General features: G+C 46.5%; 20 protein-coding genes. 13 read left to right on the plus strand and 7 right to left on the minus strand.

The annotated features are described in order from the left end of the window. Positions 1–63 precede the first annotated feature (63 nt). The 9 genes from F1379_RS19075 (at position 64) to F1379_RS19115 (ending at position 10,274) form a co-directional block, all read left to right on the plus strand. Positions 64–744 (plus strand): TetR/AcrR family transcriptional regulator, encoded by a 681-nt coding sequence (locus F1379_RS19075; RefSeq protein WP_150272741.1) that lies wholly within the window; start codon positions 64–66, stop codon positions 742–744. 40 nt (positions 745–784) lie between these two features. After that, complete coding sequence (locus F1379_RS19080; protein WP_150272742.1) at positions 785–1,318, plus strand: P-loop nucleotide/nucleoside kinase family protein; 534 nt, start codon at positions 785–787, stop codon at positions 1,316–1,318. A 302-nt stretch (positions 1,319–1,620) separates the two neighbouring features. Next, entirely contained in the window at positions 1,621–2,610 is a 990-nt protein-coding gene (locus F1379_RS19085; protein ID WP_150272743.1) for a LacI family DNA-binding transcriptional regulator, read from the plus strand. A gap of 21 nt (positions 2,611–2,631) precedes the next feature. Further along, a complete protein-coding gene (locus F1379_RS19090) occupies positions 2,632–3,606 on the plus strand; it encodes an N-acetylglucosamine kinase (RefSeq protein WP_150272744.1) in 975 nt (324 codons plus the stop codon). Between the two features lie 41 nt (positions 3,607–3,647). Continuing rightward, entirely contained in the window at positions 3,648–4,946 is a 1,299-nt protein-coding gene (locus F1379_RS19095; RefSeq protein ID WP_150272745.1) for a 6-phospho-beta-glucosidase, read from the plus strand. 24 nt (positions 4,947–4,970) lie between these two features. Continuing rightward, complete coding sequence (locus F1379_RS19100; RefSeq protein ID WP_150272746.1) at positions 4,971–5,897, plus strand: ABC transporter permease; 927 nt, start codon at positions 4,971–4,973, stop codon at positions 5,895–5,897. A gap of 25 nt (positions 5,898–5,922) precedes the next feature. Further along, on the plus strand, positions 5,923–6,813 hold the full coding sequence (locus tag F1379_RS19105) for a carbohydrate ABC transporter permease (protein WP_150272747.1): 891 nt from the start codon (positions 5,923–5,925) through the stop codon (positions 6,811–6,813). Positions 6,814–6,847: 34 nt separating this feature from the next. Continuing rightward, a complete protein-coding gene (locus tag F1379_RS19110; RefSeq protein ID WP_150272748.1) occupies positions 6,848–8,494 on the plus strand; it encodes an extracellular solute-binding protein in 1,647 nt (548 codons plus the stop codon). A gap of 46 nt (positions 8,495–8,540) precedes the next feature. Further along, a complete protein-coding gene (locus F1379_RS19115; protein ID WP_150272750.1) occupies positions 8,541–10,274 on the plus strand; it encodes a family 10 glycosylhydrolase in 1,734 nt (577 codons plus the stop codon). Positions 10,275–10,327: 53 nt separating this feature from the next. Here F1379_RS19115 and F1379_RS19120 read toward each other — a convergent pair whose 3' ends face one another. From F1379_RS19120 to F1379_RS19150, 7 genes are all read right to left on the minus strand, one after another. Further along, entirely contained in the window at positions 10,328–11,035 is a 708-nt protein-coding gene (locus F1379_RS19120; protein WP_150272752.1) for an AAA family ATPase, read from the minus strand. A 15-nt stretch (positions 11,036–11,050) separates the two neighbouring features. Next, entirely contained in the window at positions 11,051–11,812 is a 762-nt protein-coding gene (locus F1379_RS19125; protein ID WP_150272754.1) for a hypothetical protein, read from the minus strand. Positions 11,813–11,823: 11 nt separating this feature from the next. Then, complete coding sequence (locus F1379_RS19130) at positions 11,824–12,930, minus strand: YcaO-like family protein (protein WP_150272756.1); 1,107 nt, start codon at positions 12,928–12,930, stop codon at positions 11,824–11,826. Between the two features lie 29 nt (positions 12,931–12,959). Beyond that, positions 12,960–14,003, minus strand: coding sequence for a YcaO-like family protein (locus F1379_RS19135; RefSeq protein WP_162551213.1), 1,044 nt, complete (start codon positions 14,001–14,003; stop codon positions 12,960–12,962). A 5-nt stretch (positions 14,004–14,008) separates the two neighbouring features. Further along, positions 14,009–14,821 carry a nitroreductase family protein gene (locus F1379_RS19140; RefSeq protein WP_150272760.1) on the minus strand — a complete coding sequence of 271 codons (813 nt, stop codon included), beginning with the start codon at positions 14,819–14,821 and terminating at the stop codon, positions 14,009–14,011. Continuing rightward, entirely contained in the window at positions 14,814–15,713 is a 900-nt protein-coding gene (locus tag F1379_RS19145) for an McbB family protein (protein ID WP_150272762.1), read from the minus strand. Before F1379_RS19145 ends, F1379_RS19140 begins: the two co-directional genes overlap by 8 nt. Positions 15,714–15,795: 82 nt before the next feature. Beyond that, positions 15,796–16,014: a hypothetical protein gene (locus F1379_RS19150; RefSeq protein ID WP_150272765.1), complete on the minus strand. Its 219-nt coding sequence runs from the start codon at positions 16,012–16,014 to the stop codon at positions 15,796–15,798. 299 nt (positions 16,015–16,313) lie between these two features. Between F1379_RS19150 and F1379_RS19155 the strand changes: the two genes are divergently transcribed. The 4 genes from F1379_RS19155 to F1379_RS19170 all read left to right on the plus strand — a co-directional run bounded on the left by F1379_RS19155 (position 16,314) and on the right by F1379_RS19170 (position 19,605). Then, complete coding sequence (locus F1379_RS19155) at positions 16,314–16,583, plus strand: hypothetical protein (RefSeq protein WP_150272768.1); 270 nt, start codon at positions 16,314–16,316, stop codon at positions 16,581–16,583. Positions 16,584–16,808: 225 nt separating this feature from the next. Beyond that, positions 16,809–17,486 carry a nicotinamide riboside transporter PnuC gene (pnuC, locus tag F1379_RS19160; protein WP_150272770.1) on the plus strand — a complete coding sequence of 226 codons (678 nt, stop codon included), beginning with the start codon at positions 16,809–16,811 and terminating at the stop codon, positions 17,484–17,486. Beyond that, entirely contained in the window at positions 17,483–18,502 is a 1,020-nt protein-coding gene (locus F1379_RS19165; protein WP_150272772.1) for an AAA family ATPase, read from the plus strand. Before pnuC ends, F1379_RS19165 begins: the two co-directional genes overlap by 4 nt. A gap of 218 nt (positions 18,503–18,720) precedes the next feature. Continuing rightward, positions 18,721–19,605 (plus strand): NUDIX hydrolase, encoded by an 885-nt coding sequence (locus F1379_RS19170; protein WP_150272774.1) that lies wholly within the window; start codon positions 18,721–18,723, stop codon positions 19,603–19,605. Positions 19,606–19,658: the final 53 nt, after the last annotated feature.

A 19,658-nucleotide genomic window follows, 5' to 3' on the forward strand; every position in this document is an offset into this window, starting at 1 on the left:
ATAACATGGGACTATGAGCCTGTAAAGTATAAACTTACACTGTTAGATAAAAGGACGGATTACATGAAAAAACAGCAGCCTCAGATTTCGGAGGACAGGATACTTGAGGCTTCCTGGGAGCTTCTTGGAGAAGAGGATATTGAGAAATTCAGCATGAGACGACTGGCCGACAGGCTGGGTATCCAGGCTCCTTCGTTATACTGGTACTTCAAAAGCAAGCAGGATCTGTACCAGCGTCTGGCCAATCAGGTATCGAGGGTCATTCTGGAGGAGTTCCATTCCGGGGGGGACTGGAAGGAGCAGCTGACAGGACTGGCGGTAACAGTACGGAGTGTGCTCAGCCGTTATCCCTGCTCGACACAGCTTATGATGATGACGCTGCCCCACGAACCGGACATTATCCGGTTCACCAACCGTATGCTGCTCTGCGTGGAATCGACGCCGCTTGACCAAGCGCAGAAGATGCAAGTGGTGACTACGCTTGTGAACTATGTCTTCTACTTCGTACTGGATGATTATCAGCATGAGCGCAATGTCGCTGCAATCTTCAAGGACCAGGGGACTGCTCCCGGCGACGAGATGATCCGCCTGCTGGACTCCATGAGCGACACGGATGCGGGGCTGTTCCGGAGGATGTTTACGAATGGGCTGTTCGAGCTGATGGGTACGGACAAGGCGTTTGAGTTCGGCTTGAGGCTGATTCTGCTTGGAATTGAGCAGGTGATTAAAGAGCAGGAGAAGTAAGAATTCAACTTGCAACAAAATTCAGGTTGGAGGGATATCAATGCCAGACAAATCAGTTCTTGAGGGGTTATTTAAGCCAGAGCACGTAGCCGGCAAGCCACTAGTGATACTGATGTGCGGAATTGCAGGCTCGGGTAAGACCACCTTGTCGCAACAATTGGCGGAGGAGTACGGCTTAACACGCCTTTCTATTGATGAAGAGGTATGGTCAGCGAGTGGACGATATGGAATCGATTATCCCGCCGAAAAATACAGGGAGCATTTGAATGAGGCCCATACCCGGCTCTGCGACAAGCTTGTGCAGCTCATTCAGGACGGTAAACCTCTCGTTGTCGACTCCAGCTTTTGGCGCAGGTCGGAAAGAGAGAAGTACAAGCAGCTTATTGAGGAAGCGGGCGGGGAGTGGAAGCTTCTCTACCTGAAGGTGCAGCCTGATGAACTGCGGAAGCGGTTGAAGCTCCGCAGCGAACGGTTTGATGCGAATGCAGCGTTTACCATTACAGAAGAGCTGTTAACGACTTTCCTCCAAGGGTTCGAGGAACCACGGGATGAAGGAGAAGTTGTCATAGAGTGATAGGGATTTTACAGGGCATAACCTTTCCATCAAGATATACCGGCACATTGTTTCCAGAATATTAATTTTGATGGAAGGTTTTGTATTGACGGCCATTGGGGTTGATGGTAATATCAAACCAAAGTAAAAACCTTTATACTTTAGGGGCGGGTTGGAGATTATTCAAGCAATGGCAAGCTGACACGGTTTGTACGATTTCTCAGTCATAGCATAGATATATCAGGACATGTAAGATTTTTTTTATTTAGCCCAAAAGTTTAAACGTTTTAACTTTTGAGTTCGGGAGGTATGAATAAGCCTAAATGAACATTCATGATGTAGCCAAGAAGTCGGGGCTCTCGGTAGTGACTGTATCCAGAGTCCTTAACAATTCACCGTCTGTACGAGAATCGAACCGGCGGAAAGTGCTTAAGGCAATGGAGGAATTGAATTATCAGCCCAATTCAGCGGCGCGGAGTCTTGTGCGCGGGAAGACGGGTGTAATCGGGATGTCGATTACCAACTTTAACGACTCTTTCTATGACCGGGTGATTCGCGTGGTGAACCGGAAGCTGGCGGAGCAAGGGTACTTCCTGGCCTTGTCCATTGCCGAGGATGAAGATGGGGGCACTAACTTTCTGTTTCAGAAGGACCGGGTGGACGGAATTATTCTCTTATCCCCGCTTGAAGAGAAGGAATATGTAGAGGAGCTGAAGAGAAAGAGCATTCCGGTTGTCCTGCTGGATAACCAGTTCCAGCATGAGGATGTTCCCAGTGTCGTAGTCGATAACTATCAGGGCGGCTATGAAGCGACCAAGCATCTGATTGGTCTTGGACATACGCAAATTGCCTATATCGGCGGCCCTTCGGTATTCCTGAGTGTAGCGGAGCGCAAACGGGGCTTTGTCCAGGCGCTGGACGAAGCAGGCTTAACTCCTTACGGAACGGATTCCTGCGGGTTTACGGTAAGCAGCGGTTATGAGGTCGCCAAGCGCTGGATGCGCGAGGATAAGCTGCCGACAGCTTTTTTCTGCGGGGATGACTTTATTGCTCTGGGAATTGTTCAGGCGCTGCGTGAAGAGGGAATCCGGGTACCCCATGATATCTCGGTAGTCGGCTTTGATGACCAGCAGTTCGTGGGTGAATTCTACCCCCGGTTGACGACAGTCAGACAGCCTGAGGCGCAAATGGGCAGTATCGGCGTTGATCTGCTGATGAAGCTGATCAATGGGGAGGTGATGCCGCCCGCTGTAACAAAGCTCGCTCCCCAGCTTCTCGTGCGTGAATCAACCGCATCTGTAAGATTAACCTGAACAGTAGGAGTGAAATGATCTGTGAAGTATTACTTGGGAGTGGATGCAGGGGGCAGCAAGACCTACGCCATGATTGCCAACGAACAGGGCAAGGTCATCGGTGCAGGCCGGGGTGGGAACGGAAATCACCAAAAGAACCGTGAGCAGGCCGAGGACAGCTTGCAGCAGGCGGTATCGGAAGCGCTTCAAGCGTCCGGGTTGATCAAGGATCAGCTGGAGTGTTCCTGGTTTGGCCTGGCCGGAGCGGACAGAGAGACGGATTATAAGATTTTACGGCCTATTATCAGCCGTCTGGACCTTCCGCGAACGGAGATATCCTGCGATACCTGGAATGCACTGCGCTCGGGGACCGAGAAGAGCTATGGGGTTGTATTAATTTGCGGCTCGGGCGTGAACTGTGCAGGCAAGAATCCGGAAGGCGTTACGTACCAATGCGGCGGGTTCGGCTACCGGTTCGGCGATTTTGGCGGTGGCTATGATTTAAGTGTTGAAGTATTCCGCAGTGTTCTGCGGGCGGATGAAGGCAGAGAGGGCAAGACGGTGCTGACAGAGCGCCTCACGGATCTGCTGGGATATTCCAGTGTCTCCGAGCTGCGGGAGGATTATCTGGATCATCACAGGGAATTGCCGCCGCACATTGCCGAGCTGCTGTTTCAGGCGGCAGACGAAGGAGATCAGGTGGCCACCGGGCTGCTGATCAGGCAAGGAGATGAGCTGGGGCTGGCTGCGGCGGCGACGATCCGGCAGTTGGCGATGGAGAAGGATACCTTTGACATCGTGCTTGCCGGCAGCCTGCTGACCAAGGGGGATCGTTCCGGCATTATCCGGCGGGCCATTGAGCAGAGAGTGAAGCAAGCGGCTCCCAATGGCACCCTAAGAATACTAACTCGTGAGCCGGTTGTCGGCTCGGTCGTGCTGGCAATGGAGAGCAGCGGTCTGCAGGTCGGTCACGAAATTCTTGACCGCCTGTCTGTGGGAAATATCCCCAGCAGTTAGGCTATATAACCAAAATGAAAAAGACGAAGGAAGGGTCTGTCATGGAGGAAAGATTGAAGCTGGTTGTTATCGGGGCAGGGTCATCGTATACCCCCGAGCTTATGGAAGGCATCATCCTGCATCATCCAGAGCTCCCTGTCGGCGAAGTATGGCTCGTAGACATTGAGGAAGGGAAAGAGAAGCTGCATACGATTGCGGAGCTGAGCAAGCGCATGGTTGCCAAGTCGGGCCTGCCGATTACTGTCGTGGAGACGCTGAACCGCAGGGAGGCTATACTCGGAGCGGACTTTGTCTGCACGCAAATCCGGGTAGGCATGCTGGAAGCACGCAAATGGGATGAGCTCATTCCGCTTCAGTACAACGTTATCGGCCAGGAAACGACCGGACCCGGAGGAATGATGAAGGGCCTGCGGACGATTCCGGTCATTCTGGATATCTGCAAGGATATGGAGGAGCTTGCCCCGGATGCCTGGCTGCTGAATTTCACCAACCCGGCCGGCATGGTGACCGAGGCGGTTCACAAATATTCTTCCGTCAAGAGTGTAGGCCTGTGCAACTCGCCGATCGGTTTTCAAAAATGGCTCTCCGGGTTCTTCGGGCTTCCAACCGAGAAGATCTACTCCGAGTTTGTCGGCATCAACCATCTGCACTGGGTATCCGATGTCGTGATCGGCGGAGAGAGCAAGCTGCAGGAGCTCATTGACTATCCCCAGAGCTATAAGGCGAGCAATGTCCCCTTCGACTCCTGGGACCACCGGTTCCTGAACGGACTGCAGGCCATCCCCTCCTATTATCTGAGCTATTACTATATGAAGGATGCCATGCTGGAGGAGCAGAAGGAAGCGGCAGCCACAACCGGATCGCGGGCTGAGGTCGTGAAGAAGGTAGAGGAAGAGCTGTTTGAGCTGTACCGGAACGTGGAGCTGGAGGAGAAGCCGAAGCAGCTGGAGCAGCGGGGCGGAGCCTATTACTCGGAGGCGGCCGTACTGCTGATGCGCTCCATCTATAATGATTCCCGCGATATTCAGACGCTGAATGTACGCAACAATGGCATTATTGATTTCCTGCCGGACGATGCTTCGATCGAAGTGAACTGTATCGTGACCAAGCAAGGTCCGTTGCCGGTTCCGCTGCGCAAAGTTCCACCCTCCGTCAAAGGTCTGCTGGCGGCAGTCAAACAGTATGAGAGCCTGACCATCGAGGCGGCCGTGCATGGAGACCGGGATATTGCCCTGCAGGCCCTCGTCCATCATCCGCTGGGACCTTCAGTCACAGTGGCCGAACAGCTGCTGGATGAAATGCTGGAGAAGAACAAACCGTATCTGCCATTGTTTCATTAGAAGGCTCCAGAGGAGGAGAAGCGGATGAAGGCGGCCGTTAAACCAGGTGTATGGAAGAAATTGACCAATCAGTTGGATTTACAATCCATGGTTTGGCCGGGAATTATCTTTGTTGCTATATTCAGCTACATTCCGATGTACGGCGTGGTAATGGCGTTCCAGCAGTACGATATTTTTAACGGCATTCTGGAAAGCCCATGGGTGGGATGGATGAATTTCAAAATGTTCTTCGAAGCCCCCGAGTTCTGGAATGTGATGCGAAATACCATTGTTATCAGCCTGCTGAAGCTGGTCATTACCTTTCCTGCCCCGATACTGCTGGCACTGATGCTGAATGAAGTCGGGAACATGGCCTTCAAACGGTTCATTCAGACGGTCAGCTACCTGCCTTATTTCCTGTCCTGGGTTATTGTATCCGGCTTTGTGTTCTCGCTGCTGTCCGTGGACAACGGAACGGTGAACTTCCTGCTGGAACGGCTCAACCTGATTCAGGAGCCGGTGAATTTCCTGGCGATTCCGGAATACTTCTGGTCGATTCTCGTGAGCGTCAACGTGTGGAAGGAGATCGGGTTCGGTAGTATTGTCTACCTGGCCGCCATTGCAGGCGTTGATCCAGCCATGTATGAGGCCGCTTCGATAGACGGCGCAAGCCGGTTTAAGCAAATTTACTTAATTACACTCCCCAGTATTGCTCCTGTTATTATCATCTTTATGATTCTGGCCATCGGCAATTTGCTTAGTGCAGGCTTCGAGGACATTTTGCTGCTGGCGACCAATCCCATTCTGCGGCCTTACTCCGATGTGATCGACACCTATGTGTACCGTGTGGGAATACTCAATGCCAGATTCTCTTATGCGACAGCGGTAGGGCTGTTCAAAGCGGTAATCAGTGTAATTCTGCTGGTGACAGCCAACAAAATCGCCCGCCGGGCCGATGTCAGTCTCTGGTAGACCTACAACCTGAGGAGGGTGAACAATGAGACTAAGCCTGGGCGACAAAATGATGCAGCGGACGATTTATCTCCTCTTAACTTTGATGGCGGTGGTCATGCTCTATCCGTTCTGGAACGCACTGGTGATCTCCTTTAATCAAGGGAGCGATACGGCGCTCGGCGGCGTAACCTTGTGGCCAAGAGCGTACACACTGGAGAATTATTATATTGTATTTCAGGATCGCCGCCTGCTGAATTCCTTCATGATAACGATTCTGCGAACCCTGAGCGGCACAGCGTTATCCGTCTTTTTTACCGCGCTGTTAGCGTACGGAATGTCCAAGAAGAGCCTGCTGTTCCGCAAGCAATACATGGTGTTCTTCATGATCACGATGTTCTTCAGCGGGGGACTCATTCCGACGTATATGCTGATCCGCGCTCTTGGGATGCTGGACACCTTCTGGGTGCTGATTATTCCGGGCATCATCAGTGTCTATAACATGATTGTTATCCGCACCTTCTTCGCTGCGCTGCCCGACGGGCTGGAGGAATCGGCCAAGATCGACGGCTGCAGCAACTACGGGATTTTCTTCCGGATTGTCATCCCCGTCTCCGGCCCGGTGCTCGCTACGATCTCCCTATTTACAGCGGTGGGTTACTGGAACGACTGGTTTACAGGCGCGATCTATATTACGCAGGACCAACTGCTCCCTATACAGACGCTGCTGCGGCAAATTATGAACTCCAACATTATGACGGAAATCGGTTCCTCGAATGCCATCGCTCTGGATCACATGAACCGCAATCGGACGATTACCACCAAGTCGCTGACTATGGCAACGATGATGATCGCTACGGTTCCGATTATTCTGACGTATCCTTTTCTCCAGAAGTATTTCGTTAAGGGCGTGTTGATCGGTTCATTGAAAGAATAGCAGTCACCATATTGTGTAGAAAAGAGGGATAAGTATGCGCAATCGATTAAAAGGGGCATCGCTTCTGACGGTCTCCCTGCTGCTAGCTCTCACGGCCTGTAGCGGCGGCGGAAATTCTGGCGCTTCGCAGAATACAACTGAGGGTAATGCGAATACCGGGGCAGCAGCAGATGACGGCAGCGGCATTAAACCCGTTACCTTCAGCTTTTATGGAAACTATGACTGGCTTACGACAGCGCCTTGGGGGGAGAATGAGGCAACGAAGTGGATTCAGGAGAACCGGAAGGTTACCGTTGAACCGGTGCAGTCGGGAGGAGCTTCCGCGGAAAAGCTGAATACGATGATCGTCAGCGGCGATTTGCCGGATGTGATCTTCACCGATCGGGGCTCCACGGTAGAACGGCTGGTGCAGGCCGGAAGACTCGTTGCGCTGGATGACTACTATGAGAAGTATCCGAACTTCAAGAAATATGTAAAGGAATCCACCCTCAATCTGCTCCGCTCCGAGGACGGGAAGATCTATCAGATCCCGAACTGGTATACCTCAGGCCAATTCGGCAACGGCGGCTGGATGGTCAATAAGGATATCTATAGCGCGCTCGGCAAACCGAAGCTCGAAACCTTCGACGATCTGTATCAGTATTTGCTTCAGGTGCAAGAAAAGTATCCGGATGTGGTGCCTCTGGAGGTCGGGGAGAAGGGGGCAGGCCTGGAAATTATGTACGGCGGGTTCCGGGAGAATGCCACCAGCAAATTCATCTCTCTTATGGGCTATCCGGAAGGCGACAAGCTGCTCCCGATCTATGACGATCCTGCCTTCGAGGAAATGATGCTGTACGTCAACAAGCTGTTCCGCGAGCGGCTGATTACCCAGGATGCGCTGCAGCAAACCCAGGATGCGGTTAAGGAAAAGGTAAACACCGGCCGCGTGGCGGTCATGGTCGAGTCCAATATCACGACGTACGGAGCCGAGGGGCACCGTGCATTGACGGCAGGCAATCCGGACAGCGGATATGAAATTATCTGGCCGGTGCATAAAGCCGGGCTGGACAAAAACAAGGTGTTTGTAAGCGGCTTTGAGACGCTGGGCTGGAACGTCAACGTAATTACGAAGAAAGCCAAGGACCCGGAGGCAATCTTCGCCTACTTTGACTGGATCACGGGTCCGGAGGGACAGAAGGTACTCTTCTTCGGACCTAAGGGCTTGTACTGGGATGAAGAGGATGCGGACGGGGCGCCGATTCCGAATGAGAAGTACAAGACAACGGCGGCCAACGAGCGTACGGAAACGATGCGGAAATTTGAGGACTTCAACTGGGCGGGGAATACGACCTTTATCGATACGGCCAAAATGGCCCTTGAGGCTTCGCTTTCGGAGAACCAGAAATCGTGGGAAACGGTGGCGCAGTCCACAGTAACCTGGAAGACCGCGCTGGACATCACCGAGTTTGTAAATACTGATCCGGTACCGGATACGGAGACCGGTATCATTGCCCAGAATATTCAGGATATTTATACGCTTGCTTTCGCCCAGATGGTTCAGGCCAAGTCGGATGAAGAGGTGCTGTCGGCACTGGCAACGGCTAGGAAGAACGCCGAAAAAGCCGGACTCGATAAGCTGCTTCAGTTCAAAACGGAAAAGTGGCAGGAGAATGTCCAGAAGATCAACGCAACGAAATAATTCTGGTTTGAAATATAAATAAAACTATTTATATGGAGGCGGGAATATGTCATATGCGCTGAAAACAAAGTTCATTGCTGCATTGAGCCTGGTGTTGGCATCTTCGGTAACGGGTACTGCCGTTCCGGCTAAGGCTGCGGAGGGGGATAATCCCCCTTTTGAAACGGAGGTTATTGTAAGAACGGTAAACCAGTTCAGGGACAGTGCGGATGTCCAGGATTTTGTGGCAATGGCCGAGCGTTACGGCGTCGATGTCATCAGCATGAATGTGAAGCAGGATGAGGACGACGAAGTTCCGTCCGGCCGGGTCTTCTATCAGAGTGATATCGCTCCAATCGCCCAAGGCTACGAGGATTTCGACGCCCTGCAGGAGGTTATCACGGCAGCCCATGCAGCAGGGATCAAGGTTCACGCCTGGATTCCGCAGTTCCATGATCAGGAGGCCTTCCTGAAGCATAAGGAATGGCAGATGCAGGCACTGGTGGATGGGGTGCAGACTCCGTTTACAGGCGCGAACGACAACGAATACTTCGTCAATCCGATTCACCATGAGGTGCAGGCTTATGAGCGCTCCATCATCCAGGAAGTGATCGAGAATTATCCGGTGGACGGCGTGGTGCTGGACTGGATCCGTTTCGACAATTACAACATGGACGTCAGCGATTATACGGTGGACAAATATGAGGCAGAGTTCGGGTATTCGCCGCTTACAATTAATTTCGATGCGGATTCTGCGCGGCGGCAGCAATGGAATAAGTGGCGGACCGAGCAAATCGGACAGTATGTAGGCGATATCCGTGACGATATTTCCCGGTCCTCGAGCCCGGATGTGCAGCTTGGCGTGTATATTCTGCCGCCGGAATTTATTGAAGTGGGGCAGAATGTAGCCGAGTTCAAGGACTACATTGATTTTGTGGCCCCGATGGCTTACTTTGACGATTGGGACTTCGACAGCGATTGGGTCTACAGCACAGAGTACGGCATTCTGAAGGATACGAGTGACCGGATCAGCGGCACCGATGTGGCCATTGTACCTACGCTGGATAATGACTGGACGGATGATGAGTATCAGGAGATTTATCAGGGAATCCGCGAGAATTATCCGGACGTGCAGCGCTTATCGTTCTTTGCTTATGGAGCCTGGCCGGAGAGCGAGCTGGCCAAAATTAATGAACGGATCACCTGGCCTACCCCGGACTGGTCCACGCCGGGGGAGCAAGACTATCCGGCTCAGCTGCCGTCAGGCTGGAAGGCCAGAAACATCGGGTCCATGCCGGGCAATACCACCTACAATTCATCCAAGAAGCAATTCACAATGAGCAGCACCTCCACGGATATCTGGGGCAGGGCGGATCAGCTGAACTTCGTATATAAGTCTGTGAAAGGCGATGCGGAGATTGTGGTTCAAGTGCGGTCCACGGACCGTATGAACGGCTGGGCCAAGGCAGGTGTTATGATTCGCGAGGCGCTGGATAACAATGCGAAGCATGCGGATATGATGCTGACCCCCGAGAATGGAGCAACCTTCCAGTATCGTACAGAGACTGCGGGCAGTATGGCCGACCAGACCGCGGATGCCTCGGCTCCGAGCTGGCTGAAGCTGAGCCGTAAGGGAAATACCTTTACCGGCTCGGTCTCCTCTGACGGTAAACGCTGGCAGAAGGTCGGGAGTATACAGATTCCGATGAACCGCCAGGTCTATATCGGCATGGCGCTCAGCAATCCGGGGGACGACACGCGCAATAAGGCCGTGTTTGGAAGTGTGGGTATCACGAATTAAGCCGAAAATGGGGGCATCTGTATTAGATGTCCCCATTGTTGTTTTAGATAGTTCTATTGGACTTGCAAGAAGAAAGCGTGGTCTGGATTGCTTAGTTCACTGGGGCTTAAGAATTCAGCGTAAGTGCCCTCAAACTTCAATTTTCCACGATGCAATAAATATAGTTTGCATCTTATTTGTTCGAAATCATGCAGGGTATGACTTGACAATAGTACAGTGCATTTTTTGGTTAATGCGAGTTGTTCAATTCTTTTGAGAATGTAGTATCTAGCAGCAGGGTCTATACCCGAGGTCGGTTCATCAAAAATATACAATTTACGGTCGATCAGTGTTATCGCAAGAATACTCAGGTACCTGCGTTCACCAACCGACATTTTTCCAAACTCCATATTCCAGATTCGTTCAACAAGGTCTAATTCAAATGGGCTCATAAGTTCGTCACTGTATGGTTTCTTAGTAATCGTGATCGTATTTTTATGGTTGGTATACAAGAAGAAACGAAAAAGATCTTTGCCTTTTAAGGTATTAGGGAAATAAAGTCCTTGCAGTTGATATACGATTTCCTTCTCTTTTGGGAGACCTTCAACATTTTTTGGGCATGGAATAACATTCGTTATGATATCAAAGAAGGTTGTTTTACCTGATCCATTCTGTCCAAGGATGACATTAATGAGTCCGCCATGAAACTGAACATTGAAATTGTCCAGATTTAAACGACTGGAATCTTTATACGAAAAAGACAAGTCTTTAACTGTAATCATGTATTCCTCCTAATATTAGGTTCGCGCAGCTACAGAGACAATCTTGAAATATCGTAGTCCAATTAAGCCACTGAGTATGTAAATACAACCAATGGCAATGATATTAGCCGTACTTATATGAGTGAAATTCATACCACTGATCCAATTACCGATTAAAAATGTCAAGTTTCTGATGTAATCGAGAGGATTCAGTAATACCAGAATAGCTCCATAATGTGTGAGGCTTGATAAATCGTTCGCACTTGCAATAAATAAAACAAATAATAGCATGTTTAAAATAGTAGTGAGAGACTCTTGTTTGATAGGCAAAAGCATTAAAATTAACAAAAATAATGAAACCGTTAACGCACCAAGTAAACAAGCCAACAATGATATACCTATATAATTTAAAAAATCATGGGTATTATCTAAAAATACAGTTCCGGTTGTCACAGTAAAAATGAGTACTGCAAGGAGCAGAAAAAACAGCTGATTTAGGTATTTCCCAATTACGATTGCATATTTGCTGCCGGAAACAAACTTGAACATTTTCAAGAATCCATTCTCTCGCATAGCGATTAAATTAGTTGTTACATCAATAGACATGGTGAAAGAGATATAGGAGATAAACAGACTTGAGTTTAAGTAAAATGTCTCTATCTGGGGCTTAGTTGCTATCCAGGAGTAGTTATATACAAAAAAGGCGACCAGAGGGAAGATAAGATACCACACAAACCCGATTTTATTATTTAGCATCATGACAGTAAATAATCTAAAATACTCGCTAATAATTTTCATTTTAATAACTCCTAACCAAACGGAATCATTCTTCCAATATTATGAAATTCATTCCTGTGCGTTTTCAGAAATTCAATTTCATTTGGATTTATTTTCGCAGCGTACATATGAGGGAAACCACGCGGAGATAATACTTTTACTGTTTTTGTACTAAAATATTTATTGATTGGGGGGATGTAGCATAGGACAAAATCCAGACCTGTTTTATTTGATATTATATTTACTTTATCGCTAAGAGAACTTGGAGACATGCTTTCAATGGTTAGATCAACATTAATAAGTGGACAATTATATAAGTATTGAAAATCTGATTTTAATGCGCTTGGACTCACATTCAAAAAATGATGCCCATAAAGCAACGGATTAAGGCTGTCATCATTGTCTCCTTTAAGCATATGTTTAATATTATCATTATTTTGATTAATGGTGATGTACTGAAAAAGTTCACTTAAACTTCCTATGATGGCATCTTTATAGCTCCAATTAGCACATAGCCCGACACCTTTTGTATCCTTACCTATGCCTATTGATAAAATTACCTTTACCTCTTCGCATAGTGATATATCGAATAGGTGTAGCTCTGAAATATGGAAGGAAGCCATCTCTAAAATTCTATTAATAGTAAAATCTTTTATTAATGACGTTGTATTGAGTTTTATAGCATTAGCTTTAGTAAACCAACTATAAAGGAGACACTGACGTTCAAAGCACTCTAAAAATGCTGTGTTGATACTGGACGATGAGGTTACGTGACAAGCAGCGCCGCAAGTATCATTGAAGAGGCCATTAAGGTTCATATTTTTCAAAACTGGAACGCTCCAGTTAAGTAAAATTCTATATAAAGGAACGAGTGTTTTTTCAGAAGTAGCCATGTTGACCCCACTAATGTGTTGGTCGAGCATTCTTTTGTTATTTATATAGAGTGAACTCCGTTCCAATTGTTCACCTATAGCTGCTTTTAAAGTGTTAGTTTTTATGAAACTTACGGAGCTTGATTGAGGGCCATTTTCTTTAAAAGGAATAATGTCAGTTTGATAATAATCATTTAAGAATATATTTTGTTTAGTGTAAATTGATTTAATGAAAAAAGGAGTACCGTTAGTTAAGTTATTTAACAAGATATCAGCTCCTGTTTCATGATTTTTAACTATAGGACAGTGCAGTCGGGCAGGTTTAACAAATGCTTATAATTTAAATTAATCGTGTTCCTATTCATGGGATTATCAAGGTTCAGTAATCCTTTAATTGGTATATGGTTATACATAAAAGGAGAAAAAACCTTTACACATTTAACTTTTTTTGCAATTACTTGATGAAGGGGAATGAGATATACATCCTCTATCCAAGTCGGTAACACTTCTAGAAGTCTTGATACGCTAAATGTTTTTTTTTCTTGAATGTCATTTAATAATTCCCAAGAACTAACCTTTTCATAGCTTTCTAAATGAGAAAGATACTCTGAATGGTTCTCGTGTTTTTTTTTGAATGTTGAATTTTGTGAATCAACTAACTCTAGAGTCTCATCTTTCCACTGCAATAAATATGCTTCTTGAAGAGCCTTTTGTGCAGCTTCCATTAAACAAAATGAAGAGCCTACTCCAGATGAACAAATATAGTTATCAAGTACAATAAATGAAAATATCACTCTTAGGGGATAGAAATAATCAATTGAAAAATAAATAACATTCTTTCTGTTATTGTTCAAACCCATCGTTAATTTATTTTGATTAAATTTACCGTCTTTGTTCTCGATTTGCACCCCCTTTTTTCCATACCAAAAGATAAAAAGGGCATTTTTTTCTATTAGTTCTTTTAAAGCATAATATATTGAATTATTTGAACTGGAGTGACACGCTGTTCCGGTTGTATCAATTGGGTATTCTTGGTTATATGAATATGAAGTATAATCTTTACTAATAATTGAGGTTATATTTTTTTTTAAATTAATAACATCGATTTGTTCCTTTTTTATAGCTGTGCTTCCTAGTGAAAGAGCCCTTCTCTCGACAATTTCAGAAAAGGCTTTAATCAAGGAACCATGTTTGTTAAGGTCGATGGCAGTTGATCCATCCGGGCCGATATATCCAGATGATGGATAGTTTCCTATTTTACAGTATGAGGTGTAAATATTATCGATGTTAAATTTCTGCTGAGGTATATTAAAATGGAATGGCTCGCTCATATATAGCATAGTAATCACTTCCTGTTTTTTACATGTCCAAACCATTGGAGCATTACTATTGGGCATAATCTAACATTAAGTCCACACTTATAGCTTAACTCATTGTCATTAAATCCTGACCAGCTAACCTCACCGACGTTATCCTTTAATTGGTGTAAACTTTCTTTAAATACTTGACTCATTGCTCCCACTTCTATTAGGGCATGTCGATATCCTCTTATATGATATTTAACAATTGCTCTTCTTATATCAATGGCATACGCAATACATGTATTGGGTAACTTATCAGAAAAAAAACATACGTTGGATTTTATGTTATGTGCTTCTTCTATCGTCCAACTTTTTATTTTTAAAAGACTTTGGTCAAGACTATGATATACGTAAGCGCCTGATTCCAGAAGATTATCGGTCTTAAAGTGTAATAACAAAGGGATAACAGGATAGAGCGCACCTGCTGAACCATATCGTTTTGAAAGATTATTCATATCTCTACCAAATGAACTATTTATGACTTGTGAAAGTTCCTCAAATGTAAAGTTCATTTCAGGATTATATTCTCTAAAGCTCCCCTTAATATTTAGATTGTCGAGCTTTTTTAAATCGATTTTTTGCTCATAGTATTCTGGTAATACATCGCTTTTTTCTATCTGTCTTAACCAAAAATAAATCTCGCTATTTGTATTATTATTTAAACTATATTTATTCTGCATAAATGAACTACTTTGATGAAATTTAATAATATAATTCTCAATTTTTTTAGGCAAACAAAGGTTGTATATATAATCACTAAAAGATCTTTCAACTGTATTTTTCTCTAATTTATTCATAGCAATCACATAGCTCCCAATGCAATGAGTAATCTGTTTGCATTTTATTTGTTTGAAGATCTAACATAAAACATTCTTGCAACTCTTCCGGGTATATTAATTCACCATTTTCAAGAGTTATAAATTTTGAAATTTTGTTACTTAACAAAGTTGCTATGTTCATGATGTTATTTTTAGATAACACAGAGTAAATCGGAAAATTCGGTTTATTAAAATATATAGAATCAATTATTTGTTGATAAGTTATATTTCCGGTAGAGTTTATCCGCAGTTGGGCCTCGATATGTCCCATATGACAAAGATGACATGGATTTTTTAACTGTGGAAAATAGAGAGAATCCATGTAAAAGTTACAGTTGTAAACATAACTCATAAGCAAAATAGATCCTTCTGAGGCTATAACATGATTCTGGAGTGTTTGGGCAAGTTCTTTGCTATATGGATTTAGAAAAACTATTAATAATGAATAATTATCAATTAATAGATTTTCTGTATAATCAGTGGTTTCTGCAATAAATTTCTTTTGATATGCAAGGTTACTTACTTTACTATCAAAGATATTATCAGATAAATCATAAACTTCTTTGGAATTTGTAATTAAATAAATGTTTTTTAAATTATAATTTATTTCTGGTTCTTCTATTAAAATATAGTTGCTTATTAAAAATTCTACAGCAGCCTTAAAGTCAGATTGGAATAATTTTTTCAAATAGTAATTGCTAGTCTCTTTAATTAAGGCTTCATCCCAATTCATAATTAATTCTTTCATGCGTGAATCTGTTATCTTTACAATTCCTTTATTATGCATTACTACCAATTCGCCATCATCAAGTTCATATGTAATATAATTGTTTACTTTGTAAGTGGCTTTGTTACCTTCAATCAGTCCCATAGTATTTCTCTCCTCATAATCCGAGCAGACATTAAATTTAAATTAATTAGGCATTCATGTCTACTCGGATAAGTATAGCTTTCTAGACATTAGGATAAATTTTTTTGTGTTCTGCTCCTCCACCACTTCCGATACAACAGCAAAGTATACAACTTACATTAACGCCACAACTTCCTGTATTACCTGAGCCGCCACCACCTGTTGTATTCGTAGTTGCCATTCTAACTGCGCCAACTCCAAAAATATCTGTATTATTATTCAAGTCGGGGTACTTATTTTTGCCCTTATCTTTGCTACCCATATTTCTCACCTCCTTTCAAAATAAAGTAAATAAGATAAGATAATAGAATTCAATTTGAGCAAATACAAGTTTTAGTTTTGAGTAGTCATTCACTAGTTCCAAATACATTAAATTGATTACATGGTAATTTTTTTACATAAAAAAGTCAATATGATCCAGTAAAAAATATACATTAAATTAAAAATAAATTATCAAATACAATTAAATGTAAAGATAATTAAATGCGCTTCTTCTTCCCTGTTTGGGCACAGGCATTGGGGTTAAATATAGACCAAGACAACTGCGCAGGGAGGTGTATTATGGACAACCTATGGATGGCATTCGTGTATCCCGGCAGCTTCTTATGTGTGCTCGGGGCCGTGCTGCTTATTGTTGGTTACAAACGGCGGCGTACCGGCCAGCGCACCGGTCAGGAAGGCGTAGCAGCCAAACCCGGCCCGCCTGCACCCGGAGGACCCGGCACCGCATCGTTTCAGCGGGAGGTCGGATATTCGCTGGCAGGAGGGATTATCCTGGGCATCGGCATACTTCTGTTCGCTGCACTGGGGGTCACAACACTCTTTAGCTAGAAGAGGCAAGGGCGGAGAGCTGTCTCAAGCAGTGGTTGCTTGGGGGAGCTCTTTTTGTGCTGCTAAGGTGAGCTTCAGCGTAGAAAACGACAGGAAAATGTTTCTTGCATTTTGCAGGAGCATCATTTATATTGATAGTAACAAAATGAAATTATCATTAAGTTACTAAGAATTTTAGCTAAATGCTCGCATCAAGACCAATCACTGGACATGGAGGGATCCATCATGAAGAAGGCCTTAGGCAATTGGAAGCTGTTCGAGATCATCTGGCTGGTTGTATTCACTGTAACGGGTATTATCTTTACGGTTCTGTCCAAGGATTCATTGTTCGGATTCACGGTGTTTATCACCGGGGTGCTGTGCGTGGTGCTGACGGCGAAGGGCAAGCTGATGAGTTATGTATTTGGCATGTATAACACCTTCGGCTATGCTTATCTGGCCTATATTAACGGATTGTTTGGCGAGGTGATGCTGAATCTGCTGTTCTTTGTCCCGATGAATGTGATCGGCTTCTATATGTGGCGGAGGAATTTTCAGAGCGGCAAGCTGTCTATGCGCCAGATGGAGCTGAAGGGCATGCTGCTCGTTGGAGCGGTTTGTATTGCCGGCTGTCTGATGCTTGGCTTCGGCCTATCCTTCATCCCGGGGCAGAACTCGCCTTATATTGATGCTATAACCACAGTGTTATCAGTAGTGGCCACATTCTTAATGGTGAGACGATTTAAGGAACAATGGCTGGTATATATTGTGCTGAATATGTTCACAGTGCTCCTCTGGGTCATTCGGACAGCGGAAGGCAGCGGCGAAGGCCCGCTGATGATTGTGATGTGGAGCGCCTATCTGATTAACGCGGGATACGGCTACTATAACTGGAGCAAGGGCGCTAAGGAGGCACTGTCATGAAGAAGCTTGGATTGACGCTGGGGAAGTTCGCACCGCTGCATAAAGGGCATCAGTACATGATTGAAACGGCGCTCCAGGAGGTCGATGAGCTGATCGTAGTGATTTATGATACGACGGTTTCACCGGTTCCGCTGCAGGTCCGGGCGAACTGGATCCGCAGGCTTTATCCTGCTGCCCGGGTTATTGAAGCCTGGGATGGCCCTGACGGGTATTCCGATGACAGGGAGCATGAGATCCGGGAAGAGCAGTATATCCTGGGGCTGCTTCAGGGCGAGCAGGTGACCCACTTTTATTCGAGTGAGTTCTATGGCAAGCATATGAGCATTGCCTTGGGCGCTATAGACCGTAGAGTAGATGACGCCCGTCAGCAGGTGCCGATCTCCGCCACCATGATTCGTTCCAATCCTTATCAATACCGTGATTACGTGGATGAACTGGTGTACCGCGATTTAATCACCAAGGTGGTATTTGTGGGTGCAATGTCCACCGGCAAATCTACGATTACCGAAGCGTTGGCCCGGCGGTACCGGACGGCTTATGCCAGTGAGTATGGGCGGGACTATTGGGCCGAGCATCAGGTGGACCGCCGGATCAGCCTTGCGGCCTTCAATGAAATCGCCGTGGGTCATATTGAACGGGAAGAACAGGCGCTCCTGGAAGCAGACCGGTATCTGTTTGCCGATACGAATGCCATCACCACGTATATGTATGCCCTGGATTATCACGGGCAGGCACCGGAGCTGCTGAAGCGGCTTGCCTTGGAGAATGCGCAGCGGTACGATTTGTTCTTTCTGTGCGACGACGATATCCCTTATGATGATACATGGGACCGCAGTGGAGATCAGAAGCGGCATGTGTTTCAGAAGCAGATCATCGCGGATCTGAAGGAGCGCCGGATTCCTTATATTACGCTGAAGGGAACGCTGGAGGAACGCATGCGCAAGGTAGACGAGGTGCTGGCGAGGTTTCGGCCTTACAGCAATTTTTTCGGAGAGCTGCAATGCTATACTGGTTGAATACAAGATGACATCAAAGGTGGGAGTGCGAAGGGGAAGTTTGGAACTGTAGGAGCGATAGCGTCCGCCTTTGTCACCGGATTTCAACCGCTAAGAGCGGTTATAATTAAGAAATCTGGGGACAACAGCGGCCGGAAGTCCAAACATTTCCCGCAGTTACGACTAACCCTTGGATAAGTTCAAATATTCAACTTATATATAATTAGGAGGCGGCGGTGTTGGAATTAAGGGATCGGGACGGACTTACGGAGCGTGAATTTTTGGCGCAGTACCAGGCAGGGGATTATGAGCGGCCCTCGGTGGCGGCGGATATGGTGATCTTCACCGTGACGAAGACGGAGACGGATAACTACCGCAAGCTCCCGGAACAAGATCTGCGTATCCTGCTGATCCGCCGGGGAGGGCATCCTTACCTGGGCAAATGGGCGCTGCCGGGCGGCTTCCTGCGGCCGGATGAGACGGCGGATCAGGCTGCTGCACGGGAGCTGAGCGAAGAGACGGGCGTAAACGACGTCTATCTGGAGCAGCTGCGTACCTTTACCGATGTCGGCCGTGACCCCCGCACCTGGGTTATCAGCTGCAGCTATATGGCGCTGATTGACAGCAGCCGGTTTCAGCTAACAGCCGGGGATGATGCCGAGGATGCGACCTGGTTCAAGGTAAGCTACCGGCTGCTGCGGGAGCAGAAGGAGCTGCTCGAAGAAGGCTACGTCAAGACATGGACCTATGAGCTCAAGCTTAGCAGAGAAGAGGAAGAGCTGACCGCGGTGATTAGCCGCAAGGTAACGGCCAGACCGACCTCAAGGTCCACCGAGTATTCGATAGATTTGAATAACGGGCTGGCTTTTGACCACGCCAAGATCATTGGCTATGCTATCGAACGGCTGCGCGAGCAGACCAATGACACCGACATTGCGCTGCACTTGATGCCGAAGCTGTTCACCCTGACAGAGCTGCAGCAGGTGTATGAAGTCATACTGGACAAGGATCTGCTCAAGGCGGCCTTCCGGCGCAAGGTGGCCGGGCTCGTGGCAGAGACCGACCACTACACGGAGAATGCAGGACACCGGCCATCCCGGTTGTTCCGGCGGAGTTGGGAATAATATATTGGTATTAAACAGCAGAGCCGTGGTCCTCCCGTCAGGGGAAGATCACG

The sequence above is a fragment of the Paenibacillus tepidiphilus genome (assembly GCF_008635795.1).
Taxonomy (GTDB): Bacteria; Bacillota; Bacilli; order Paenibacillales; family Paenibacillaceae; genus Paenibacillus_AQ; species Paenibacillus_AQ tepidiphilus.

What these genes read in the sequence shown, in the direction of transcription:
- F1379_RS19075 (WP_150272741.1), top strand. Translation starts at nt 64, where the DNA reads ATGAAAAAACAGCAGCCTCAGATTTCGGAGGACAGGATACTTGAGGCT.
- F1379_RS19080 (WP_150272742.1), top strand. Translation starts at nt 785, where the DNA reads ATGCCAGACAAATCAGTTCTTGAGGGGTTATTTAAGCCAGAGCACGTA.
- F1379_RS19085 (WP_150272743.1), top strand. Translation starts at nt 1,621, where the DNA reads ATGAACATTCATGATGTAGCCAAGAAGTCGGGGCTCTCGGTAGTGACT.
- F1379_RS19095 (WP_150272745.1), top strand. Translation starts at nt 3,648, where the DNA reads ATGGAGGAAAGATTGAAGCTGGTTGTTATCGGGGCAGGGTCATCGTAT.
- F1379_RS19100 (WP_150272746.1), top strand. Translation starts at nt 4,971, where the DNA reads ATGAAGGCGGCCGTTAAACCAGGTGTATGGAAGAAATTGACCAATCAG.
- F1379_RS19105 (WP_150272747.1), top strand. Translation starts at nt 5,923, where the DNA reads ATGAGACTAAGCCTGGGCGACAAAATGATGCAGCGGACGATTTATCTC.
- F1379_RS19110 (WP_150272748.1), top strand. Translation starts at nt 6,848, where the DNA reads ATGCGCAATCGATTAAAAGGGGCATCGCTTCTGACGGTCTCCCTGCTG.
- F1379_RS19115 (WP_150272750.1), top strand. Translation starts at nt 8,541, where the DNA reads ATGTCATATGCGCTGAAAACAAAGTTCATTGCTGCATTGAGCCTGGTG.
- F1379_RS19120 (WP_150272752.1), bottom strand. Translation starts at nt 11,035, where the DNA reads ATGATTACAGTTAAAGACTTGTCTTTTTCGTATAAAGATTCCAGTCGT.
- F1379_RS19125 (WP_150272754.1), bottom strand. Translation starts at nt 11,812, where the DNA reads ATGAAAATTATTAGCGAGTATTTTAGATTATTTACTGTCATGATGCTA.
- F1379_RS19135 (WP_162551213.1), bottom strand. Translation starts at nt 14,003, where the DNA reads ATGCTATATATGAGCGAGCCATTCCATTTTAATATACCTCAGCAGAAA.
- F1379_RS19140 (WP_150272760.1), bottom strand. Translation starts at nt 14,821, where the DNA reads ATGAATAAATTAGAGAAAAATACAGTTGAAAGATCTTTTAGTGATTAT.
- F1379_RS19145 (WP_150272762.1), bottom strand. Translation starts at nt 15,713, where the DNA reads ATGGGACTGATTGAAGGTAACAAAGCCACTTACAAAGTAAACAATTAT.
- F1379_RS19150 (WP_150272765.1), bottom strand. Translation starts at nt 16,014, where the DNA reads ATGGGTAGCAAAGATAAGGGCAAAAATAAGTACCCCGACTTGAATAAT.
- F1379_RS19155 (WP_150272768.1), top strand. Translation starts at nt 16,314, where the DNA reads ATGGACAACCTATGGATGGCATTCGTGTATCCCGGCAGCTTCTTATGT.
- pnuC (WP_150272770.1), top strand. Translation starts at nt 16,809, where the DNA reads ATGAAGAAGGCCTTAGGCAATTGGAAGCTGTTCGAGATCATCTGGCTG.
- F1379_RS19165 (WP_150272772.1), top strand. Translation starts at nt 17,483, where the DNA reads ATGAAGAAGCTTGGATTGACGCTGGGGAAGTTCGCACCGCTGCATAAA.